The organism is Kribbella flavida DSM 17836, assembly GCF_000024345.1.
GTDB lineage: Bacteria > Actinomycetota > Actinomycetes > Propionibacteriales > Kribbellaceae > Kribbella > Kribbella flavida.
Window position 1 is genome coordinate 3,100,356 of sequence record NC_013729.1, and the last position, 23,121, is coordinate 3,123,476.

21 protein-coding genes are annotated in these 23,121 nt (G+C 70.3%); 12 read left to right on the forward strand and 9 right to left on the reverse strand.

Annotated elements, in window-relative coordinates; translation table 11 throughout:
• Positions 1–182 precede the first annotated feature (182 nt).
• The 9 genes from hisD (at position 183) to KFLA_RS14495 (ending at position 11,029) form a co-directional block, all read left to right on the forward strand.
• Positions 183–1,508, forward strand: coding sequence for a histidinol dehydrogenase (gene hisD / locus KFLA_RS14455; protein ID WP_012920540.1), 1,326 nt, complete (start codon positions 183–185; stop codon positions 1,506–1,508).
• Entirely contained in the window at positions 1,508–2,629 is a 1,122-nt protein-coding gene (locus tag KFLA_RS14460; protein WP_012920541.1) for a histidinol-phosphate transaminase, read from the forward strand. Before hisD ends, KFLA_RS14460 begins: the two co-directional genes overlap by 1 nt.
• Before the next feature lie 67 nt (positions 2,630–2,696).
• Entirely contained in the window at positions 2,697–3,296 is a 600-nt protein-coding gene (gene hisB, locus KFLA_RS14465) for an imidazoleglycerol-phosphate dehydratase HisB (protein ID WP_012920542.1), read from the forward strand.
• Positions 3,293–3,934: an imidazole glycerol phosphate synthase subunit HisH gene (gene hisH / locus KFLA_RS14470; RefSeq protein WP_012920543.1), complete on the forward strand. Its 642-nt coding sequence runs from the start codon at positions 3,293–3,295 to the stop codon at positions 3,932–3,934. The genes hisB and hisH overlap by 4 nt, the downstream gene beginning before the upstream one ends.
• Before the next feature lie 149 nt (positions 3,935–4,083).
• Complete coding sequence (locus KFLA_RS14475; protein WP_012920544.1) at positions 4,084–5,505, forward strand: alkaline phosphatase PhoX; 1,422 nt, start codon at positions 4,084–4,086, stop codon at positions 5,503–5,505.
• A 434-nt stretch (positions 5,506–5,939) separates the two neighbouring features.
• A complete protein-coding gene (gene chvE, locus KFLA_RS14480; RefSeq protein ID WP_012920545.1) occupies positions 5,940–7,079 on the forward strand; it encodes a multiple monosaccharide ABC transporter substrate-binding protein in 1,140 nt (379 codons plus the stop codon).
• 29 nt (positions 7,080–7,108) lie between these two features.
• On the forward strand, positions 7,109–8,647 hold the full coding sequence (gene mmsA / locus KFLA_RS14485; RefSeq protein ID WP_012920546.1) for a multiple monosaccharide ABC transporter ATP-binding protein: 1,539 nt from the start codon (positions 7,109–7,111) through the stop codon (positions 8,645–8,647).
• The gene (mmsB, locus tag KFLA_RS14490; protein WP_012920547.1) at positions 8,644–9,906 is read left to right on the forward strand and encodes a multiple monosaccharide ABC transporter permease; all 1,263 of its coding nucleotides are present in this window, start codon (positions 8,644–8,646) and stop codon (positions 9,904–9,906) included. The genes mmsA and mmsB overlap by 4 nt, the downstream gene beginning before the upstream one ends.
• A gap of 76 nt (positions 9,907–9,982) precedes the next feature.
• The gene (locus KFLA_RS14495) at positions 9,983–11,029 is read left to right on the forward strand and encodes a LacI family DNA-binding transcriptional regulator (protein ID WP_012920548.1); all 1,047 of its coding nucleotides are present in this window, start codon (positions 9,983–9,985) and stop codon (positions 11,027–11,029) included.
• A gap of 156 nt (positions 11,030–11,185) precedes the next feature.
• On the opposite strand, the gene KFLA_RS14500 is transcribed toward KFLA_RS14495, so the two are convergent.
• The 9 genes from KFLA_RS14500 to KFLA_RS14545 form a co-directional block, all read right to left on the reverse strand.
• Positions 11,186–12,430, reverse strand: a complete 1,245-nt coding sequence (locus KFLA_RS14500; RefSeq protein WP_012920549.1) for an ATP-grasp domain-containing protein — start codon at positions 12,428–12,430, stop codon at positions 11,186–11,188.
• 9 nt (positions 12,431–12,439) lie between these two features.
• Positions 12,440–13,741: an MFS transporter gene (locus tag KFLA_RS14505; RefSeq protein WP_012920550.1), complete on the reverse strand. Its 1,302-nt coding sequence runs from the start codon at positions 13,739–13,741 to the stop codon at positions 12,440–12,442.
• A complete protein-coding gene (locus tag KFLA_RS14510) occupies positions 13,738–15,009 on the reverse strand; it encodes an ATP-grasp domain-containing protein (protein ID WP_012920551.1) in 1,272 nt (423 codons plus the stop codon). Before KFLA_RS14510 ends, KFLA_RS14505 begins: the two co-directional genes overlap by 4 nt.
• A 1-nt stretch (position 15,010) precedes the next feature.
• Entirely contained in the window at positions 15,011–15,388 is a 378-nt protein-coding gene (locus KFLA_RS14515) for an avidin-fold protein (protein ID WP_012920552.1), read from the reverse strand.
• Positions 15,385–17,778: an FAD-dependent oxidoreductase gene (locus KFLA_RS38330; protein ID WP_012920553.1), complete on the reverse strand. Its 2,394-nt coding sequence runs from the start codon at positions 17,776–17,778 to the stop codon at positions 15,385–15,387. The genes KFLA_RS14515 and KFLA_RS38330 overlap by 4 nt, the downstream gene beginning before the upstream one ends.
• A gap of 3 nt (positions 17,779–17,781) precedes the next feature.
• Positions 17,782–19,287 (reverse strand): class I tRNA ligase family protein, encoded by a 1,506-nt coding sequence (locus KFLA_RS14530; protein ID WP_012920554.1) that lies wholly within the window; start codon positions 19,285–19,287, stop codon positions 17,782–17,784.
• A complete protein-coding gene (locus KFLA_RS14535) occupies positions 19,280–19,672 on the reverse strand; it encodes a cupin domain-containing protein (protein WP_012920555.1) in 393 nt (130 codons plus the stop codon). The genes KFLA_RS14530 and KFLA_RS14535 overlap by 8 nt, the downstream gene beginning before the upstream one ends.
• 324 nt (positions 19,673–19,996) lie before the next feature.
• On the reverse strand, positions 19,997–20,419 hold the full coding sequence (locus KFLA_RS14540; RefSeq protein WP_012920556.1) for a ferritin-like domain-containing protein: 423 nt from the start codon (positions 20,417–20,419) through the stop codon (positions 19,997–19,999).
• Positions 20,416–20,964 carry a hypothetical protein gene (locus tag KFLA_RS14545; RefSeq protein WP_012920557.1) on the reverse strand — a complete coding sequence of 183 codons (549 nt, stop codon included), beginning with the start codon at positions 20,962–20,964 and terminating at the stop codon, positions 20,416–20,418. The genes KFLA_RS14540 and KFLA_RS14545 overlap by 4 nt, the downstream gene beginning before the upstream one ends.
• Before the next feature lie 174 nt (positions 20,965–21,138).
• Between KFLA_RS14545 and rimP the strand changes: the two genes are divergently transcribed.
• Genes rimP through KFLA_RS14560 form a run of 3 tightly spaced genes read left to right on the forward strand, consistent with a single transcriptional unit; the run spans position 21,139 to position 22,987 of the window.
• Complete coding sequence (gene rimP, locus KFLA_RS14550; protein WP_012920558.1) at positions 21,139–21,675, forward strand: ribosome maturation factor RimP; 537 nt, start codon at positions 21,139–21,141, stop codon at positions 21,673–21,675.
• The gene (nusA, locus tag KFLA_RS14555) at positions 21,675–22,667 is read left to right on the forward strand and encodes a transcription termination factor NusA (protein WP_012920559.1); all 993 of its coding nucleotides are present in this window, start codon (positions 21,675–21,677) and stop codon (positions 22,665–22,667) included. Before rimP ends, nusA begins: the two co-directional genes overlap by 1 nt.
• Before the next feature lie 44 nt (positions 22,668–22,711).
• Positions 22,712–22,987 (forward strand): YlxR family protein, encoded by a 276-nt coding sequence (locus KFLA_RS14560; RefSeq protein WP_012920560.1) that lies wholly within the window; start codon positions 22,712–22,714, stop codon positions 22,985–22,987.
• Positions 22,988–23,121: the final 134 nt, after the last annotated feature.

The following is a 23,121-nucleotide window of genomic DNA, read 5'->3' on the forward strand; positions in this document are numbered from 1 at the left end:
CGCCGCACCACTGGGCGGGCGGCCGGCCCAGCCGACGGCGGAGTAGGAGGCGGCCCTCGTCCGCGGGTCGGGACGGGCGATCCGGAGTCCGGGAAAGCCGCTGGTGGTGAGCTGGTTCACGGTCGAGGCGGAGCTGTGGACACCGGGCCGGACGGGACGGCGGCGACCACTAGACTGGAGCCATGATTCGCCGCGTCGACCTGCGGGGCCGAGTGGCGGCCGGAGAGCTCGTTGATCTCCCTGCCGATGTTCACGCCCTGGTGCCCCGAGCCGTGTTCGACGTCGAGAAGGCTCTCGACGTCGTCCGACCGATCTGCCTGGACGTCCGCCATCGCGGTCTCGAGGCGATCCGGGAGTACGGCGAGCGGTTCGACGGGGTGCACCTCGACGACGTCCGGGTTCCGGCCGAGGCGCTGAAGACGGCGCTGGAGGAGCTCGACCCGACCGTGCGCAGCGCGTTCGAGGAGTCGATCCGGCGCGTCCGCGAGGTGAGCGAGGACGAGCTCGGCGGCGACGTCGAGTCCGAGCCGGCGCCGGGTGGCCGGGTCACCCAGCGGCTGGTCCCGGTCCAGCGCGTCGGGCTGTACGTGCCGGGCGGCCGCGCGCCGCTCGCGTCCAGCGTGGTGATGAACGTCGTCCCGGCCCAGGTGGCCGGGGTGCCGTCGCTGGCTGTGGCGTCCCCGCCGCAGAAAGAGTTCGGTGGTCTGCCGCACCCGACCGTGCTCGCGGTCTGCGCGATGCTCGGTGTCGACGAGGTGTATGCGATCGGCGGCGCGCAGGCGATCGCCGGGTTCGCGTACGGCTTCGAGGGCTGCCGCAAGGTCAACCTGATCACCGGCCCCGGCAACATCTACGTCGTCGCGGCCAAGCGCTTCCTGCTCGGCCAGGTCGGCATCGACTCCGAGGCCGGCCCGACCGAGATCGCCGTCCTGGCCGACGCCACCGCCGACCCGGCGCACGTCGCGGCCGACCTGATCAGCCAGGCCGAGCACGACCCGATGGCGGCCAGCGTGCTGGTGACGCCGAGCGAGTCACTGGCGGCGGCGGTCGAGGCCGAGCTGCCCGTGCAGGTCGCCCGGACCAAGCACAGCGAGCGCATCACCGAGGCGCTCGGTGGGCAGCAGTCCGCCATCGTGCTGGTCGACGACCTGGACCAGGGCACCGCGCTGGTGGACGCCTACGCCGCCGAGCACCTGGAGATCCAGACCGAGGACGCCGAGCAGCGGGCCGCGCTGATCAACAACGCGGGCGCGATCTTCGTCGGCGGCTGGTCGCCGGTGTCGCTCGGCGACTATTGCGCCGGGTCGAACCACGTGCTGCCCACGGCCGGCTGCGCCTGCCACTCCTCGGGCCTGTCCGTGCGCAGCTTCCTGCGCGCGATGCACGTCGTGAACTACACCCGCGACGCGCTCCAGGAGGTCGCCGGGCACGTGGTCGCGCTCGCGAACGCCGAGGACCTGCCCGGGCACGGCGCCGCGGTGTCGATCCGGTTCCCCGGGGACAGCTGATGGGCCGCCGCTTCGACGGGCTGCCGATCCGCGACGAGCTGAGGAACTTCGAGCCGTACGGCGCGCCGCAGCTCGACGTCCCGGTGCTGCTCAACGTCAACGAGAACCCGTACCCGCCGAGCGAGGCGACCGTCGCGGACATCACCGCGTCGGTGGCCGAGGCGGCCCGCGGACTCAACCGGTATCCCGACCGCGAGTTCCTCGCCCTGCGCGCCGACCTCGCGGCGTACCTGGGCCGGGAGTCGGGGGCGCGGCTGACCGCCGAGCAGGTCTGGGCGGCCAACGGGTCGAACGAGGTGATGCTGCACCTGCTGCAGGCCTTCGGCGGCCCGGGCCGGACGGCGCTGTCGTTCGCCCCGACGTACTCGATGTACCCGGAGTACGCCCGCGACACGAACACGGGCTGGGTGGTCGGCCGGCGGTCCGAGGACTTCACCCTGGACCAGAGCAAGGCGCTGGCGGCGATCTCCCGGCACCGGCCGTCGGTCGTGCTGCTCGCCTCGCCGAACAACCCGACCGGGACGGCACTGCCGATCCAGCTGGTCGAGGCGCTGGCCGCCCGGACGGCGGGAATCGGCGCGGTGCTGGTGGTCGACGAGGCGTACGCGGAGTTCCGCCGGGCCGGCACGCCGAGCGCGGTCACGCTGCTGCCGTCGTACCCGAATCTGGCGGTCGCGCGGACGACCTCGAAGGCGTTCGCGCTCGCCGGTGCTCGGGTCGGCTACCTGGCGGCGAGCAAGCAGCTGGTCGACGCGCTGCGCATCGTCCGGCTGCCGTACCACCTGTCCGCGGTGACCCAGGCGGTCGCCCGGGCCGCGCTGCGGCACTCCGACGAGTTGCTCGCCCGGGTCGGGCAGCTGCGGGCCGAGCGGGACGAGACCGTCGACTGGCTGCGGGCCCAGGGGCTGCGGGCGGTCGACTCCGACGCCAACTTCGTGCTGTTCGGCACGTTCCGCGACCGGCACGCGGTCTGGCAGGCCCTGCTGGACGACGGCGTGCTGATCCGCGAGACCGGGCCCGACGGCTGGCTGCGGGTGTCGATCGGCACCGGCGCCGAGATGGCCGCGTTCCGGGCGTCGCTGGAGAAAGTTCTGAAGACCGACGGGGGAAGGCAATCATGAGCGAGCTCATCGGACAGCACAGCGCGGACAGTGCCTCGTCCGCGCCCGGAGCGAAGCGAGGACGTGGATGAGCCGCACTGGCCGGATCGACCGGGAGACCAGTGAGTCCAAGGTGCTGGTCGAGCTCGACCTGGACGGCACCGGCCGGGCCGAGATCTCGACCGGCGTGGGCTTCTACGACCACATGCTGAACGCGCTGGCCAAGCACGCACTGCTCGACCTGCACGTCACCACGGTCGGCGACCTGGAGATCGACGCGCACCACACCGTCGAGGACACCGCGATCGGCCTCGGCCAGGCGCTGAAGCAGGCGCTCGGCGACAAGCGCGGGATCCGCCGCTTCGGCGACGCGACGGTGCCGCTGGACGAGGCCCTCGTGCACTGCACGGTCGACCTGTCCGGCCGGCCGTACTGCGTGCACACCGGCGAGCCCGAGGGGCAGGTCTACGCGATCATCGGTGGCGACTACGCCGGTTCGCTGACCCAGCACGTGTTCGAGACGCTCGCGTTCAACGCGGCGATCTGCGTGCACGTCCGGGTGCTGTCCGGGCGCGACCCGCACCACATCGTGGAGGCGCAGTTCAAGGCGTTCGCGCGGGCGCTGCGCGACGCGGCCGAGCTCGACCCGCGGCAGCCGGGCATCCCGTCGACCAAGGGCGCGCTGTGAGCAAGAAGGTCGTCCTGCTGGACTACGGCTCGGGCAACATCCGCTCCGGCGAACGAGCGCTGCAGCGGGTCGGTGCCGACGTCACCGTGACGGCCGACTACGACCAGGCCCTGAACGCCGACGGCCTGCTGGTTCCCGGCGTGGGCGCGTTCGAGGCCTGCATGACCGGGCTCAAGGCGGTCCGCGGCGACGCCGTCGTCGACCGGCGGCTGACCGGCGGGCGCCCGGTGCTCGGCATCTGCGTCGGCATGCAGATCCTGTTCGCGAAGGGCATCGAGCACGGCGTCGAGACCGCGGGCTGCGAGCAGTGGCCGGGCACGGTCGAGCGCCTGCGCCCGCAAAGCGAGGAGCCGGTCCCGCACATGGGCTGGAACACGGTCGACGTACCGGCCGGCAGCCAGTTGTTCGAGGGCATCGAGAAGGAGCGCTTCTACTTCGTGCACTCCTACGGCGTGCGGGAGTGGCAGCTCACCGACGCCCGCGCCTCGGTCGCGCCGAAGGTCACCTGGACGTCGTACGGCGGCGACCGCTTCGTCGCCGCCGTCGAGAACGGCCCGCTCGCCGCCACCCAGTTCCACCCGGAGAAGTCCGGCGACGCCGGCGCCGAACTCCTGGCCAACTGGGTCCGCTCGCTGTAGGTCCGCACCACGGCGGGGACTGCGGCCGGACGACGGCCGAACTGCGGCGGTGACTGTGAGTACCTGACACTCGTTCTCTTGCCGTTGGGGAGTTGTTTACCGTACGTTCACTGGCGTCCACTGCATGTGCAGACAAGGAGGCACCGCCCGTGTCCGTTGAGTCGCAGTCCCAGTCCGTGGATCCGCAGCCGCTGTCCCGGCGGCAGTTCGTCGCCCGTGCGGCAGCGGCGGGTGTCGCCGTCAGTGTGGTGGGGTCGGTCGAAGCGCTGTACACGGCGCAGCCGGCGCTGGGCACATCCGGTCCGAAGCTCGGCTACGGGCCCCTGATCGAGGACCCGCAGGGCATGCTCGACCTGCCCCGGGGCTTCAGCTACAAGGTGCTGTCGCGGGAGGGTGCCGTCCGCAAGGACGGGCTGCAGGTCCCGAGCCGGTTCGACGGGATGGGCACCTTCCCGGACCGGCACGGCGGCAACCGCCTGGTCCGCAACCACGAGTGCAGCCCGACCGCGACGATTCCGGTGAAGGCGCCGGCCGAGCGCACCTACGACCCGGCCGCGGCCGGCGGCACCAGCACGCTGGTGGTCGACCGGCACAACAACACCGTCAAGGAGTTCACCAGCCTCGGCGGCTCGGCGATCAACTGCTCCGGCGGCATCACGCCGTGGCGCACCTGGCTGACCTGCGAGGAGACCGAGGACAAGGCCGGCACCCGCGGCTACACCAAGGACCACGGCTACATCTTCGAGGTCGACCCGTACGACGACCGGCGCAACGTGCACCCGACGCCGCTGAAGGAGATGGGCCGGTTCCAGCACGAGGCGGTCGCGATCGATCCGGCGACCGGCATCGTGTACGAGACCGAGGACGCGTTCGTCGCGCCGCTCGGCGGCTTCTACCGGTTCCTGCCGAACCGCCCGTGCGGCGGCTGGGGCAGCCTGCGGGCCGGCGGCGAGCTGCAGGCCATGCACATCCCGGACCTGCCGGACCTGTCGGTGGTCCAGGAGGCGGGCACGGAGTTCCGCGGCGTGCAGTGGGTGAAGGTGCCCGACCCGCTGGCCACCACGGAGTCGGTCCGCTCGCAGGACTACGCCAAGCTGATCACCGGCGGGTACAAGCTCGAGGGCTGCTGGTGGGGCGCGCTGGACCGGTGCGTGTACTTCGTGTCGTCGTTCGCGCGCACCGAGCTCGGTCCGAAGGTCGACCACGACGGACAGGTCTGGCGCTACGACCCGCGGCGCAAGACGCTGAAGCTGATGGTGATCTTCACCCGGCCGAAGCCCGGCTCGGACGACCCGGAGTTCGATGCCCCCGACAACATCACGATGTCGCCGTACGGCGGGCTGATGATGTGCGAGGACGGGCTGGGCGAGCAGCACATCCTCGGCACCACCGAGGACGGCGAGGTCTTCAAGTTCGCCCGCAACCGGGTGAACAACGGCACCCCCGAGCAGCCCGAGTACGGCGAGCTCGCCGGCGCCGGCTTCTCCGCCGACGGCCGCACGATGTTCTTCAACGTCTACACCCCCGGCATCACCTATGCCATCACCGGCCCCTGGCGCCGGCGCCGGTAACTGCCGGACAGGCCGTCGGCCCGGCAGCCCCGGGCTGACGGCCCCAACCACATCCTTTGAGCTCCACCCGCTCTCTCCGGACGGGTGGAGCGACTACTTGGTGGATGAAGCGGGAGTAGGCCCGGAACTGGCGGACTTCGCCACGCTGTCGGCAGCAGGCCGCTCCGGCGCCGGTGATTGTTAGCGCGCTCAAGGGCAGCCGTCCGGGCGTGTGCTGCTCCGGCCGCGCACCGCACCGAGGGTGGCGGCCAGAACGCTCCCGAACAAAGGGATCTCTCGTCTCCCCGTCGAAACTTCTCGTTACCCGACCGTGACTGCTGGATGCCGGGCCGATGTCTTGACCGCCTCCTATGTGAACGCTAACACTGTGAGCGCCAACAGCCATGCGGGGCGTGAGATGCGGGAGTGACACCTCTCCCGGAGGGGAACAGTTCGTGAAGAACAAGCTTGTGGTGGTTCTGAGTGGCGTCCTACTGGTACTCGGTCTCGGGGCGTGCGGTGGGCAGGGAGCCGGCGGTGGTACCGACGCCGCCGCGGACAAGCCCGAGGACCTGACCATCGGGGTGTCGATGCCGACGCAGACGTCGGAGCGGTGGATCGCGGACGGCAAGGCGGTGAAGGAGAAGCTCGAGGCCAAGGGCTACCAGGTCGATCTGCAGTATGCCAACGACGACATCCCGACCCAGTCCCAGCAGGTCGACCAGATGATCACCCGCGGCGCCGACGTACTGATCATCGCCGCGATCGACGGGACCGCGCTCAGCAGCCAACTGCAGGCCGCGGCCGACAAGTCGATCCCGGTGGTCGCCTACGACCGGCTGATCCGTGGCAGCAAGAACGTGAACTTCTACGTCAGCTTCGACAACTTCAAGGTCGGCGTGGCCCAGGCGAAGGCGCTGCTGCGAGGTCTCGGCCTGGAGACGCCGGACGGCTCGAAGGGCAGCAAGACCGGGCCGGTCAACATCGAGTTGTTCGCCGGCTCGCTGGACGACAACAACACCCAGTACTTCTTCGGGGGCGCCATGCAGACCCTCAAGCCGTACTTCGACAACGGCTCGCTGGTGGTCAAGTCCAAGCAGACCGGCATGGAGCAGGTCGCGACTCTGCGCTGGCAGCAGGAGGCGGCGCAGAAGCGGATGGAGGACCTGCTGACCTCGAGCTACAACGACGGCGCCAAGGTGGGCGGCGTTCTGTCCCCGTACGACGGGATCTCGCGCGGCATCATCACCGCCCTGCACAACGCGGGTTACGGCACACCGGCCAACCCCACCCCGGTGATCACCGGTCAGGACGCGGAGATCGCCTCGGTCAAGCTGATCGACACCGGCGTGCAGAGCTCGACGATCTTCAAGGACACCCGGCTGCTGGCCGAGCAGGCCGTCAACGCCGCCGAGGCCTTCCTGCAGAAGAAGGAGCCGGAGGCCAACGACACCAAGACCTACGACAACGGGACGAAGGTCGTACCGGCGTACCTGCTGCCGATCCAGACCGTGTTCAAGGAAGACATCAAGAAGCAACTCGTCGACACCGGTTACTACACGGCCGCCGAGGTCGCCGCCGGCCAGGCGAAGTGATCGAGCGGCCCGAGCGCGGGGGAGGAGCCATGGACGACGTCCTGCTCGAGATGCGCGGGATCACCAAGCGGTTCCCCGGGGTCAAGGCTCTCGAGGACGTCTCGCTGAGGGTCCGGCGCGGGGAGATCCACGCCATCTGCGGAGAGAACGGGGCCGGCAAGTCGACCCTGATGAAGGTGCTGTCCGGGGTGTACCCGACCGGGAGTTACGACGGCGAGATCAGGTTCGACGGGACGCCGGTCCACTTCGGTGGCATCCGGGACTCCGAGGCGGTCGGCATCGTCATCATTCATCAGGAGCTCGCGCTGGTTCCGCACCTGTCGATCGCGGAGAACCTCTTCCTGGGCAACGAACGGCGGGGCCGCGGGGGCCTGATCGACTGGAACCGGTCCAACGCCGAGGCCCGCAAGCTGCTGCTCTCCGTCGGCCTGGACGAGAACCCGGTCTCGCCGGTGATCCAGCTCGGGGTCGGCAAGCAGCAGCTGGTCGAGATCGCCAAGGCGTTGTCCAAGGAGGTCCGGCTGCTGATCCTCGACGAGCCGACCGCCGCGCTGAACGACGTCGACTCGGCCCACCTGCTCGATCTGCTGCGGCGGCTGCGGGACCAGGGGATCACCTGCATCATGATCTCCCACAAGCTGAGCGAGATCACCGCGATCGCCGACTCCACGACGGTGATCCGGGACGGCCGCACGGTCGAGACCCTCGACATGGGCGCCGCGGGAGTGACCCAGGACAGGATCATCCGCGGCATGGTGGGGCGCGATCTCGACAGCTTCTACCCCGACCGGGTCTGCGATCCGGGGCCGGAGGTGCTGCGGATCGAGGACTGGACGGTGTGGCACCCGACCCAGCAGCGCAAGGTGGTCGACGGCGCCTCGCTCGACGTACGGGCCGGAGAGGTGGTCGGGATCGCCGGGCTGATGGGCGCCGGACGGACCGAGCTCGCGATGAGCGTGTTCGGTCGCTCGTACGGTCGCAACATCAGCGGCCGGCTGTACCTGCACGGTGAGGAGGTTCGGGCCCGCACCGTGTCCGAGGCGATCGGCCACGGCATCGCCTACGCCACCGAGGATCGCAAGCGGTACGGGCTCAACCTGATCGCCGACGTCCGGGCCAACGTGTCCGCCGCGGCGCTGAGCAAGCTGGCCCGGGCCGGCTGGGTCAACACCAACGAAGAGGTCAAGGTCGCCGAGCAGGGACGGCGGGAGATGAACATCAAGACCCGCACCGTGCTGGATCCCGTCGGCACCCTGTCCGGCGGCAACCAGCAGAAGGTCGTGCTGTCCAAGTGGCTGTTCACCGATCCGGACGTGCTGATCCTGGACGAACCCACCCGCGGTATCGACGTCGGAGCGAAGTTCGAGATCTACACGATCGTCAACCGGCTCGTCGCCCAGGGCAAGGCAGTCGTCCTGATCTCCTCCGAACTGCCGGAGCTGCTGGGCATGTGCGACCGGATCTACACCCTGTCGGCCGGGCGGATCACCGGTGAGCTGCCGGTCGGCCAGGCGACCCAGGAAAGCCTGATGGCGCTCATGACGACGGAGAAGGAGTTCGCCGGATGACCAGCACGAAACCGTCCCCAGGTCCCCAGGACGCGGCGGAGCCCACGGCCGCCGAGGGCGCCCCGGCGGCCGCGCTGCACGTCGGCACCGGTGATCCGCTCACCCTGATCAGGCGCAACCTGCGGCAGAGCGGCATCTACATCGCCTTCGTCGTCATCGTGGCCCTGTTCGCGTTCCTGACCGACGGTGTGCTGCTCAGCCCGGGCAACATCACCAACATCGTGCTCCAGTACTCCTACATCCTGGTGCTCGCGATCGGCATGGTGATCCTGATCATCGCCGGACACATCGACCTGTCGGTCGGGTCGATCGTCGCACTGACCGGTGCGGTGTCGGCGGTGCTGGTGATCCAGAACGACCAGCCGTGGTGGATCGGCGTGCTGGCCGCCGTCGCGGTGGGCTGCCTGGTCGGCGCCTGGCACGGCTTCTGGGTCGCGTACGTCGGCATGCCGGCGTTCATCGTGACGCTCGCGGGGATGTTGCTGTTCCGCGGTCTGACGTTGCAGGTCCTGGACAACGTCTCACTGTCGCCGTTCCCGGGCGAGTACCAGCAGGTCGCCAGCGGCTTCCTGAACGGCCTGCTCGGCGGGCAGGGCTACGACGCCTTCACGCTGCTGATCGCCGCGATCGCCTCCGCCGGGTACGCCGTCAGCGTGTTCCGCACCCGGCTGGCGCGGGTCCGCTACGAGCAGCCGGTGGAGTCGTTCCCGCTGTTCGTCACCCGCGTCGTCCTGGTCGCCGCGGTCGTCATGTACTTCGCCTGGCAGCTCGCCCACGCCCGCGGCCTGCCGATCGTCCTGATCATCCTGGCGGTGCTGGTGATCGCCTACGGGCTGATGACGAAGAACACCGTCTTCGGCCGCCAGGTCTACGCGATCGGCGGCAACCTGCCGGCCGCGATGCTGTCCGGGGTCAAGGTCCGCAAGGTCAACTTCTGGATCTTCGTCAACATGGGATTCCTGGCCGGCGTGGCCGGCGTCATCTACTCGTCGCGGTCCAACGGCGCCCAGCCGGCCGCCGGCAACATGTTCGAGCTCGACGCCATCGCCGCGGCCTTCATCGGCGGCGCGGCCGTCGCGGGCGGTGTCGGCACGGTGGTCGGGGCGATGGTCGGCGGTCTGATCATGGCGGTGATGAGCAACGGGATGCAGCTGATGGGCATCGACCAGTCGACGCAGTCCGTTGTGAAGGGCATGGTGCTGCTGCTCGCCGTTGCCTTCGACATCTACAATAAACGTCGCGCCGGCGCATCCCGCTGACGCGGGAGTCGGAGTCAGCCATGGGGGGCCTGGTGCGGATTCGGGAGCAGCAGATCTCGGGGACGACGGAATCGCGGTGGTAGGGACGATCCGGTCCCTGGGCATGTCGGACGTCGCCGCGCACGCCGGGGTGTCGCACCAGACGGTGTCGAGGGTCATCAACGGTCACCCGAACGTGGCGGCGGCGACCCGGAAGAAGGTGCTGGAGGCGATCGCCGAGCTCGGCTACCGTCCGAACAGCGCGGCACGGGCACTGGTGACCGGGTCGTCGCGCACGATCGGACTCGCGATCGCCAACATCAGCCAGTACGGGCCCGCGCAGACGATGCTCGGCCTGGAACGCGCGGCCCGCGAGGCCGGCTACTTCCTGACCGTGTCGGTGCTCGACGACGACACCGCCGGCGACATGATCGAGGCCGTCGAACGGCTGGCGACCCAGTCCGTCGACGCGATCGTCGCGCTGAGCACGTACGAGGGTGCCGTCCGCGCGTTGCCGGATCTGAGTCCCAGGGTGCCGATGATCGCCGTTCAGGCCGAGGACGGCGGACAGGACAGCGCGGTCTGGGTCGACCAAGAGGCCGGGGCTGCGCTCGCGACCCGGCACCTGCTCGAGCTCGGCCACCGTACGGTCCACCATCTGCGCGGGCCGGCGAACGCGCTCGAGGCGGACGCCCGGGAACGCCGCTGGCGCGGCGAGCTCGAAGCGGCCGGCGCGGTGGTCCCGCCCGTGCTGCCCGGTGACTGGTGGCCACCGACCGGTTACCTGGCCGGTCGTGAACTCGTCGCACGTCGCCGCGGGGGAGAGGAAATCACCGCTGTCTTCGCCGCCAACGACCAGATGGCTCTCGGGTTGCTCCGGGCTTTCGCCGAAGGCGGGATCCGGGTACCGGACGACATCAGTGTGGTCGGGTTCGACGACGTCCCGGAGGCGGCGTACTACGCGCCACCGCTGACGACGGTCCGGCAGGACTTCGCCGAACTGGGCCGCCGTGTCATCCAGGTGGCCCTCGCCCGCATCGGCGGTACGTCGATCAAGCCTGAGCCGGTGCAACCGCACCTGCTGGTCCGCACCAGTACAGCGCCGCCTCCTCGCCGCACCACAGCGGGTCGCCGTACTCGCTAGGCGGCGCGACCGGCAGGGCACCCGGGGGATGGTGCTGCGTTGCGCCTTCTCGACCGGTGAACAGCCGCGGACACGGGCGTTTGGGGGAACGTCCGTGCCCACGACCGAGGGGTCGGGCTCAGCCGGGGACTGGGGGGTCGTGGCTGAGCGCGGCGGTCAGGGGGCGTCGATGACGATCGCGGCCTCCATCTCCAGCACCCGGTGGTAGTCGTCGTCGAGGGTCTGGGCGTCGCTGTGGATCAGGATCACCCAGGCCAGGCAGGTGAACAGGTCGACGGTCTCCGGCACGACCGCGTCCTCGTCGTGCAGGATCTTCATCCAGTGGAAGGACTTCAGGCTCTCGATGCCGTCGAAGACCTCGCGGTTGCGGAAGTAGCCGTCGCGGTAGGCGGAGACGAAGATGCCGCGCAGGTGCTGGACCAGGTCGAACCCGTCCCGCACCTCACCACGGACCCGGTGCGCGACCGTCCGCTTGATGTGGTTGTCGCCGGTGGCCAGCTCGCTGACCATCTGGTGCCCGCCACCCGCGGGCCGGGCGGCCACCTCGATCAGCCGGGGCCCGTCAGCGGTCATCATCACCTCGGCGTGCCCGCAGCCGACCCGGATGCCGACCGCGTCGAGCACCTGCTGGGTGTACGGCCACAGCGCCTGCACCTCCGGGTCGTCCTCGGCCAGGAAGTCGATCCGGTGGTAGATGCCGATCTTGTCGCCGCGGCTGATCTTGGTGTAGCGGCAGACGTCGACCAGCGAGTGCTTGCCGTCGACGGTGTAGCTGTCGACCAGGTACTCCGTGCCTTCGGCGTACTCCTGGATCAGCACGGCGTCGTTGGTGAGGCCCATCTTGTTGGTCCGGCCGAGCACCCGGTCGAACCGTTCCCGCCAGTCGCCGTGCTCGAACACGACGTACACCTCGTCACCGGCGGCGCTCTTCGGCGGCTTGATCACCAGCCGCCGGCCGAGCAGGTCGTTCTCCTTCAGCCACCGCTCGGCCTCGGCCGGGTCGGCGGTCCTGATCTGCCGGAGCCGGGGCACACCCGCGACGCGCAGCGCCTCGGCCATCTCCCACTTGTCCCGGCGGGCCGACGCCAGCTCCGGCACGTTGCCGGTGCCCGGGACCAGGATCTCGGTCAGCTGGTCGCACAACTCGACCCCGCTCTCCGCACCCGGGACGAGGTACTCCGGCCCGTACTGCCGCAGCTCCTCGGCCAGCGCGGCCACGTCCCCGGTGAAGTAGTGCACGTGCTCGAAGTCGTCCGGGTGCCAGCTGGTGGTGTACGCCGGCGGCGGCTCGAGCCCGCTGAGCACGGCGACCGGGATCTGCCCGGCCTCCTTGAAGGCGGCCGGGTACTCCTGCCCGGTGGACAGGGGGTCCACGATGATCGTGTACTTCGACTGTGTCATGAGGTTCTCCTACGAGCTCTCGCTCGGCAACGGCTCGGCGGCCGGGGTGATGTCCAGAACGGGTTCTTCGGCCGGTTCGTCCGTGCCGCTCGACATCCCGAAGTACGCGGCGACGACACCGACGGCTCCGGCCAGGCCGCACCACAGCCAGACCTGGGGGCCGACGGAGTTCCACAGCCAGACGCCGAGGAACGGACCGAGCGCGGACCCGAGACCGAACATCGCGTGCGCCGACCCGACGTACCGGCCGAGCAGCGGTTGCGGCGCGGCCATCCCGGGATAGGCGAACATGGTCGGCCCGGCGATGATCTCGGCCAGCGTCCACAGCAGCGTGCCGACCACGAAGATCGCGATGCCGCCCGGCAGCGCGTAGAACGCGAGGCCGCCGCCGAGCAGCACGAAGCCGATGATCGCGACCATCCGGGCCGGCCAGTGCTGCACCACCTTGGTCACCAGCAGCTCGCAGGTGATCACGATGAAGCCGTTCAGCGCGACCACCGCGCTGAACCACCAGGTGGACAACCCGTCCGCCTTCATGTGCAGCGGCAGCACGGCCAGGTACTGCATGTAGATCGCCGCGTTGATGAACATGCACAGCAGGAACAGCACGTACTTGTAGTCCCGCAGCACGGCCAGGTACCCGCCGGTGGGTTCCGGCGCCACCGCCTCACCGGTGACCGGGTCGGCCGGGGTGTCGGCCACCGGACGGCGCTTGGGCAGCGCGACGATCGCCACCACGGCGTACGCCAGCGCGGCCAGCGCCTCGCCGATGAACAGCAGGTTCCAGGAGATCGACACCAGCGCGGCGCCGATCAGCGGGGCCGCGGTGGTGCCCAGGTTCATCGCCAGCCGGTAGACCGCGAAGATCATCACCTGACGGTTCTTCGGCGTCAGCTCGGTCAGCAGCGCCGCCGAGGCCGGGCGGTAGAACTGCCCGACCGCACCGGCCAGCGCGACCACGACCACCACGGCCGGGTAGCTCGGCACGTAGGCGATCGCGAGCACGAAGCCCGCCATGCCGAACATGCTGATCATCACCGCGGCGCGCGGCCCGACCTTGTCGGACAGCGAGCCGCCGATGATCAGGCCGACCACCGACCCCGCGCCGTAGACGCCCAGCGCGGTGCCGGCCTGGACGTCGGTGAACCCCTTCGAGGTGGTCAGGAACAGCACCAGGAAGACCTGCAGGAACCAGCCGAGCTTGTTCACGAAGACGCCGACCAGCAGCGCCTTCACCGCCAGCGGCGCGTCCCGGATGGTCGCCCAGATGCCGGTGCTGTCGTCGGTCGTGCCCGGAGCAGCCGACGTCATGACGCTGCCTCCTCTGGCTCCTTGGCCTTCACCTTGCCCGACCAGCGCAGCGCCTTCTCGGCCGCGTCCAGCCCGGCCCGGCAGTCGTCCAACGAGGTGGCGACGACGGTCGCGTAGGCGATCCGGCCCCACAGCGTGCCGACCGGCGGGGGACTGGTGGTCTGACCGGCCTCCATCAGCGGGACCAGCTGGTCGATCGTGCCGGGCAGGTCGGTCGGGTCGAACTCGACCGAGTCCAGCACGGTGTCGTTCTCGTCGACGTAGAAGAACCGGACCCCGCCGACCATCGTGCGGTCCGGCACCAGCTCGGGCGTGCGCCCGGTGGCGACGGCGGCCGCGGCCAGGCCCGGGTCGGCGCCGGTCGCCTGCAGCCCGAGGTACGGGATCATGTCGCCGCCGATCCGGGCGTTGATCTCGATCACCTTCGGGCCGTCGGCGGTCATCATGATCTCGGTGTGGGTGACGCCGTCGGTGAAGGCGATCGCGGCGTGCGCGTCGACGAGCACCTGGAACAGCTGCTCGTCGGCCAGCAACGGGTCGGCCGCGTCGACGAAGTGCCCGATCTCCTCGGCGTACGGCGGGTAGCCGATCTCCTTGCGGGCCAGGCAGAACGGCGTCACCTGACCGGACAAGACCGCCGAGTCGATGCTGATCTCGTAGCCGTCCGCGAACTCCTCGACCAGCACCTTGACGTCGTAGTGCGGCGCCTCCGGCACGGTCGTGTCGTGCGCGAAGGCCCAGTTGGCCCGCAGCTCGTCGGCCGAGTTCACCTTGACCACGCCGAGGCTGGCGGCCAGCGCGCGGGGCTTGAGGATCACCGGGTAGCCGAGCTTCTCGGCCGTGACGAGGGCCTCGTCGACGGTGTCCACCAGCACGGACTCCGGCTGCGGCACGCCGTGCTCGGCGAGCGCCGTACGGGTCAGGTGCTTGTCGCGGCACCGGTTCACCATCTCGACGTCACCGCCGGGCAGGCCGAGCGCTGCGGCGACGTGCGCGGTCTGCAGGATCCGGGCCTCGTCCCAGCAGAGCACGCCGTCGATCGGCTGCTCGGCGTGCAGCTTCTGCGCGGCGGCGACCAGCGCGTCGGCGTCCAGGGTGCTGTCCAGCACGGTCCAGGCCTCGATGTACTCCTTCTCCCAGGTCGGCTCGGCGTGCAGGAACATGTGGATCCGGTACTGCGGGGCGATCGAGCGCAGGATGTACTCGCGGAACAGCCGCATTCCGGTGGCCACCACGAGCAGGTGCGGTCGTTCGGTCGTCGGGTTCATCTCAGGCCTCCCGGACCGGAGCGGGGATCTGCTCGATGTAGGTGACTCCGCTGCTGCCGTCGCTGCGGCGGAAGTGGTCGGCGATCCGGATGTTGCCCCGGGCATCGAGCTCGGGGATGCTGAGGCACTCGCCGCTGACCACGTCGCCGGTCGCGGTGAGCAGGCAGTAGGCGGCCTTGATCGAGCCGTCCGGCTGCAGGTGGCCGACCAGCCGGCCGCTGCGCAGCGAGCCGCCGGCGTAGAACTCGGCCCAGACCAGGTCGTCCTCGCGGTGGTACTGCCCGTACGGCGCGCCCGCGGCGGGGTCGTCGACCACGAGCTGGAACCAGACGCCGTCGACGTCCGGCACGAACGGCCGCTCGGCCGGCGCGGCGCTCACCACTTCACCGCGCAGAGCTCGTCGGAGATCGGGTAGATCTCCCGGTCGAACATCGAGTTCAGCACGATCGCGGCGCGGACCGGCAGCTGGGTCAGGCCGGCGTTGGTCAGGCCGTGGCTGTACCGGCTCGCGTTGAACGAGTAGATCCGGTGCCCGTTCATGCCCTTCCAGCGCACCGAGTAGTCCGGCTCGACCAGCATCTCGCCGTCGTCGTCGTAGTCGATCCGCTCCCGCAGGTCGTCGCTGAACGGCGCCTGGACGTGCTCGCGTCCGGCGGCGACCACGACGTGGCGGACGTCGTGCTCCTCCGGCGCGGCCGTGGTCGAGCAGCGCAGCCGCAGCATGCCGTCCTCGAGCAGCTCCGACGAGGTGACGTCGCGGCCCGGCAGCAGCGTGACGGGGAACCGGCCCAGCGTCAGCAGACCGTCGTAGTTGGCCTGGTAGAGCGCCCGGAGCCCACCAGGAGTGATCGCGTCGCCGCTGTACCGGGAGTCGACGATCATCTCCCGGCGCTTGGTCCGGTTCAGGCCCTGCAGGAACTGGATGTGCGACGGCCGGTACAGCTCGTTGGCCATCGGGGAGTCGTCGATGCTGCGGAACCACTGGTTGCGGCCCATCCAGCGGATGTCGGTGAAGCCGGAGCCCAGCAGCCGCAGCACGCACTCCAGGCCGGTCTGCCCGCCGCCGACGACGGCGATCGGGTCGGCCTTGTGCGCCTCCAGGTCGGGCATCCGGACACCGAGCTCGTCGGCGATGAAGGCCCGCGCGGACGGCAGGTCGCGCACGTACTCGGGCCACACCGGGCGGGTGCCGAGGCCGAGCACGAGGTGCTCGGAGACCGCCACCGGCTCACCGTCGACGCTGACCTCGAAGCCCTCGTCGGTGATCGCGATCGAGTCCACCCGGGAGCTGAAGTTCACCACGCCGAGCCGCTCGGTGGCCCAGGCCAGGTAGCGCTCGTACTCGATCCGCGGGAGCGCGTCGAACTGGGAGTTGATCAGCGCATAGAGCCGCCCGGAGGTGACCAGGTAGTTGAGGAACGTCAGTTCGTGCCGAGGGTCGACCAGCGACACCAGGTCCTTCATCCAGCCGGTCTGCATCCGGACGCCGGGGTAGAGCAGCGGCGTGTGCCAGCCGGCCACCGGCCGGGAGTCGAACAGGGCCAGCTTCTCGGTGGTGACGTTCTTGTACAGGGCGGCCAGCGAGAGGTTCGACGGCCCGGCTCCGATGCCGATGGTGTGGTAGCGGGTCAGGCTGTCGCTGGTTCGTCTGGTGCCTGGTTCCGTGATGGTCATGCGCTTGTTCTCCGTCCGCGAAGTGGTGGTGCGCGTGGTTCCACCGGTGACGAGTGGCCCGAGCAGGTCGCTCGCGGCCGTCCGGCTCGCGGCCAGCGCGGTTTTCACGCTGCCGCCGGACCCACCGGTGAAGGTGAAGAGCCGATGTGTGCTGCCGAGCACCGACCACAGGGTCAGTACCGGCGGATCGGCATAGCAGTCGGCGTTGTTGACCGTGTGCGCGGCCTGCAACAGCCTGAGGTGTGGCAGCCGCTCGCCGGCGATCCGGACGGCTCGGGCCGTCAGGTCGCTGACCGGCGCGCTGCTGCCGGGTGGGACGGACCAGCGGTGCGTGTCGACGCCCAGCAGCAGACCGCCGTCTGCCGTCGGGCGCCCGTACAGGTCGCTGGTCTCGTCGACGAACATGGTCGGCAGGGCGCCGGCCACGCTGTACACGGCGACCTGGATCGCCTTCGTCCGGTACGGATCGGCCGGCAACGCGTTGCCGGTGAGCAGTCCGGGCGTCCACGGACCGGCCGCCACCACGACCACGTCGTACCGGTCGCTGCCGCCGGGTGTGCGGCAGCTGACCGAGCCGTCGGGGTGGGGAACCAGTCCGAGCACAGGGCCGGTCACGACCCTGCTGCTGGTGCCGCGGGCCAACTGGTCGATCACCAGTGCCCGTAGTTGGTCGGGCCGGATGAACCCGGCCCGCTTCTCCAGTACGCCGACCGTGCCGTCGGGCAGTGCGTGCCAGCCGAGGCCACGCAGCGTGCTGCCGTCGACGATCTCGGTGGATCCGGGGTGCGCGTGCTCCACCTCGGCGACGGCTTCCTCCAGCCCGGCCTGCCGCGCGAGCAGGTAGGTCGAGCCGGTCTCGGTGTAGCCGGCCCGGTCGAGCAGGCCGGGGGACTCGAACAGTTCCGCCAGGCTCTCGATCGCGAGCCGGCGCTGCTCCGGATGGGTCTCGAAGCCCCGGACCCCACCACCGGAAGCAGCGGTGGCGTCCCGTCCCGGTACGCCGGTGACGAGGTCGACCGAGACCGCCGGGTAGGCGCTCAGCCGCCAGGCCAGCAGCGTGCCGGCGATGCCGGCTCCGATCACGCAGATCCGCATCTGCTACTCGCCCTTCCCGGCCAGGAGCGGTCCCGGCCGGTCGACGCCGGCGCCGTCCACCGTGCCGAGGCTGGGCGCGGCGGCTTGCAGGACCGCGCCGGCCTCGGCCAGCACCGCGCGCGGGGCGTCGGCGACGGCGTCGTCGAGCCCGGTCAGCGCGGTCCGGAGATGGCCCACGTCCGCGCCGCCGGAGAGCAGGGTGATCAGGCAGCGGGCGGCGAGCGCGGGGTCGAAGCCGGCCGGTCGCAGGGCTGCTTGGCCGCGCGCCAGTTCGCGCGCGGCCAGGGCCGGGGCGAGCGGCTCGGTGACCTGGTGGCTGCCGTTCAGCAGCGGTTCCACCCGGGCCGCGAAAGCGCGGAAGGAATTCCAGGTGAAATCGCTCTGGTAGCGGTCCGGACGGTCCCAGGCGAGGAACAAACGAACGATTGACGGATCCTGCGCCCGCAGCAGTTCGGTGGCCCAGATGGCGTGATTCCTGCTGGTCGAGAACTTTTCCCCGTCCAAGGTGTAGAACTGGTTGACCACCAGCCCGGAAATAGGTAAAGGAAACACGCCGCAGGCGGCCCAGACAGCCTGCCAGTAGACCGCGTACCAGTACGCGTTGTCCAGGCCGAGGAAATGCCACAGATTGTCGATCCGGCCGAGCGCGGCCCGGTAGCCGGGCAGGTCGGTGGCGGCCGGGTCGACCGCGCGGGCGATGTTGTAGAGGTCGGTGAGTGCCACCTCGGTGTACGGCCCGATCCGCAGGCCGGACAGCGCCTGGTCGCCCTCGATGCCCCAGTTGGTCGGGTAGGCGAGCGCGATCTCGGGCAGTCCGGCAGCCAGTTGCCGCCCGATCACCGCGCGCACGGCCGGCGGGAACTGCGCCCGCAGCCAGGCGTCGGTGAGCGCGGCGCGGTGCTCCTCCATCCGCAGCACCGGCACCGTCGCCCGGAACGCGCGCGGCGGACCACCGCACCGGCCGCAGACCGGATCGACCATGGTGTCGACCCGCGTGAAGCTGCCGCACTGCTCGCACGCGCCACCGGCGGCCGGCGCCTCGCAGGTTGCGCAGAGGCCGACCAGGTACGACTCGTGCAACGTGCGGCCGCAGTCGGCGCAGCCGTGCAGGGTCACCTCGCGCAGCGGGGTCGCGCCGGACGCGATCAGGTGGTTCATCAGGGCGCGGACGATCGGCGCGTGCTCGTCGCCGAGCGGGTCGCTGAACCGGTCGTACCCGATCCGCGCCTGCCGGTAGGTCTCCTTGATGTCCGCGCGGAACTCGGTCGTCATCGCGCCGACGTCGAGACCTTCGCGCTCGGCCCGGGTCAGCACGTAGTTCTGGTGCACGTCGAGACCGGAGGTGACCACCACCCGCTCGCCCCGGGCCCGCGCGGCGCGGGCGGCGGTGTCGGCGGCAAGGTACGGGCCGGACAGGTGGCCGACGTGCAAAGGGCCGTTCACCGTGGGCTGCGGGAAGGTGACGACGGTGACGCGATCGGTGCGCGCGCCGGTGACCGGATCAGTCATGGCCGACCGCCACGGCCGACCGGCCGGCGAGTGCCTCCGCCGCCGCGGTCGCGGCCTCGGGGTACCAGTAGGCGCTGAAGACGGTCAGCACCTCGTCGGCCGAACGGTTCTGGACGACGTGCGCCTCCAGGCTGTTCAGCAGGAACGCGTTGCCGTGCGGCACCTCGTGCACGGTGTCGCCGACGGTGACGTGCGCGGTGCCGGCGACGACGATCGACAGTTCCAGCTCGGGGTGCTGGTCGATCGGGCTCTCGTCGCCCGGCGGAACGCTGTACCACATGGCCTGGAAAGGCATCGCCGTTCCGAGGCCGTACTGCTCCCAGCGGACCACCCGCAGATCGTTCACGAAGAGGCTTTCGCCGGTGACCAAGTCGAATGTACGCATGCTTCACTACCCTCCGTAGTCGCGGCCAGGCACGACTCAAGAAGTTGGGCGTAACAAATGAAGGTACGGAACAGACGCTTTGCTTCAGCCTTGGATGATCACCCGCGCAGCGACGACGCGCGGCGAGAGTGAAAGCCCGGCGACCCCCCAGTCTCCGTGGCCGAAAATATAGGGAAGGTCACGCTCGGAGTAAAGGGCAGTACACAACGAATTGCCCAAAAGCCGTAACTGCACCGGAAATCATTCGTTGTGCATGGTCTTCGGGCGCAGACCGTGCTGAGCCGGACACGGGCAGCGACCGGCGGCCCGGCGTGGCAGGCGAGCTCAGGTCTGGCCGGGGAAGGCCTCGGGGCGGCCACCCCACGCCAGCTGCTCACGCGCGGTCGCGATCAGCGCCTGAACGGCGAACGTGCGCGGCCCGTCCTGCTCGGCCGCCTCGACGAGGTCGGCGTACACCGCGCCGAGCCGGCGTTCGATGCCCAGAACGAGCGCGACCGCCGTCGCCGGATCGGTCACGACCTGCGGCAGGTCGTACGCCGGTTCGGCCGCGGCCGGGGTCTGGCCGCTCTGGACCAGCAGGTCGGCGAGCAGGTCGCGGCGTTTGCGGTGCTGCTCGTACAAGGTGGTCGCCGCGCGGAACCGGGCGCCGCTGAGTTTGCCGCCGGCCACGCCGACGCCGTACAGGGCGGCGTGCTCGCCGGCGATCGCGGCCTGGAGCGCCTCCGCCTCGGTCTGGGACGTGCTCACGAAGCAGCCTTCTTCGCGGTCAGCACGGCGGCGAGCTGGCTCTCCGACGCGGCGATCGTGGCCAGCAACCGAGCCGGCGGGCCGGTCAGCTTCGCCGCGGCGGTGGCGTGCGCGACGGACAGTCGCTGCTCCCGGCTCGCCAGATCGGCCAGCGCGGCCGCCGAGGCCTTCGGCAGCGGCGGGAGCTTGCCGGGCTGCGGTGGCTCGAAGCCGCCGAGCTCCTTGAGCTTCGCGACATGAGCCGCGTGGCTGCGCACGCCGGACGACAGCCGCGTGCGCAAGGCGGGGAACGTCTGGCTCGTGGAGCTGTAGCGGAGGGCCAGCTGCTGGATCTGGGTGGCGGCCGTGGTGAGCGCCGCGACGACCTCCGGGTCCGCGCTGGGCTCCGGCGCCTGGACCGATCCGTCCGGGCCGGTCGACGCGCCCGGCGTACCGCTGCGGTCGGGTTCGTCGTCGCACCCGCTGGCCAGCGCGGCGGCGCCCGCCACCAGGGCGGCGGTCCGGAGCGCGGTACGGCGCGACAGTCGGCGGGCATCGTTCGGCACGGCCGAAACCCTATCCGCTCCCCGGGCCCCGACCGGCGACCCGCACCGGACCCCGCCGCCCGGCCGGTTCGGCCGAGCCGCTGGTAGGGAGCGGGCGCCGGGCCGGATAAGGTGGGCTACTGCCCTGCGGACAGGGCGTTACGGGTGCACAACTGGAGAGAGGCAGGTTTACCTGTGAGCCGAAAGACTGACCACACGGACACCACGAGCCTCGAGAACTTCCTGCGGCCGCTCGTCGAGCAGTTCGGCTGCGACCTGGAGGCCGCCGAGGTCACCCCGGCCGGCCGGCGCCGGCTGCTGCGCGTCCTGGTCGACCGCGACGGCGGCATCAGCCTGGACGACGTCGCCGACGTGACCCGGGCGATCTCCAAGGCACTCGACGCCGACGACGTGATGGGCGACGGCGCCTACACCCTCGAGGTCTCCAGCCCCGGGGTCGACCGGCCGCTCACCCTGCCGCGGCACTGGCGGCGCAACATCTCCCGGCTGGTCGCGGTCACGCTGCACAGCGGCGACAAGCTGACCGGCCGGATCAAGACGGTCTCCGACGAGACCGCCGACCTGGACGTCGACGGCACGCTCCGCACGGTGGCCTACGCCGACGTGGACAAGGCCAAGGTCCAGATCGAGTTCAACCGGCCTGCCGGCAACGACGAACCTGCCCCAGACACAGCCGGCGATGCTGCTGACGGCACGGTGGAGGAGAACTGATGGACATCGACATGGCCGTTCTGCGGTCCCTGGAGCGGGAGAAGGACATCGCCTTCGAGGTGGTGGTGGAGGCGATCGAGCAGGCCCTGCTGGTCGCGTACCACCGCACCGAGGGGGCCCAGCAGCACGCCCGCGCCGAGCTCGACCGCAAGACCGGGCACGTCACCGTGTTCGCCCGGGAGATGGGCCCCGACGGCACCCTGGTCCGCGAGTACGACGACACTCCCGCCGACTTCGGCCGGATCGCGGCGACCACCGCCAAGCAGGTCATCCTGCAGCGGCTGCGCGACGCCGAGGACGAGGTGCGCTACGGCGAGTTCTCCGGCAAGGAGGGCGACATCGTCTCCGGCGTCGTCCAGCAGGGCCGCGACCCGCGCTCGGTGATGGTCGATCTCGGCAAGATCGAGGCCGTGCTGCCCGGTCCGGAGCAGGTGCCGGGGGAGAAGTACGAGCACGGCTCCCGGCTGCGGGTCTACGTGGTCGGCGTCCGCAAGGGCTTCAAGGGCCCGCAGATCACCGTCTCCCGGACGCACCCGAACCTGGTCAAGAAGCTGTTCGCGCTGGAGGTGCCGGAGATCGCCGACGGCACCGTGGAGATCACCGCGATCGCCCGCGAGGCCGGCCACCGGACCAAGATCGCGGTCCGCACGCTGAACCCGTCGGTGAACGGCAAGGGCGCCTGCATCGGCCCGATGGGCCAGCGGGTGCGCAACATCATGCACGAGCTGCACGGTGAGAAGATCGACATCATCGACCACAGCGACGACCCGGCGACGTTCGTCGGGAACGCGCTCTCACCCGCGCAGGTCTCCTCGGTGGAGGTCGTCGACGCCGCCGCGCGGGCCGCGCGGGTCGTCGTACCCGACTACCAGCTGTCGCTGGCGATCGGCAAGGAGGGCCAGAACGCCCGCCTCGCCGCCCGGCTGACCGGCTGGCGGATCGATATCCGGCCGGATACCGATGTGACTCGTGGGGACGAGAAGGTAGACTGATCTCTCGGTCGGTCGACTGAGTCGTCACCACACCCTGAGGAACTGTGACAGAGACTGCAGACGCGCGCCCTGAGAAGCTTCGGGAGCGCACCTGTATCGGGTGCCGGAAACGAGACAGTCCGTCCGACCTGCTGCGGATGACGGTGTCCGGAGGACGTGTCCTCCCGGATCCCGCTCATCGGGCACCCGGCCGCGGGGCGCACTTGCACCCGGTGACCGAGTGTCTCGACCTCGCCGAGCGACGCAAGGCGTTCCCGCGGGCCTTCAAGGTCCCGGGTCCGCTGGACCTGACGCTCGTGCGGGCACAGGTCGAGCAGTGAGCGACTTCAGCACCAAGTGCGGCCGCCCGGCCGCCCACGGCATGAGCCGTGACGACATGAAGGCGGGTCATCGACTCATGACCACTCGATGAGTGTCGAACGATGAGTGCAATGCGATGAGCATGTACGTCAAC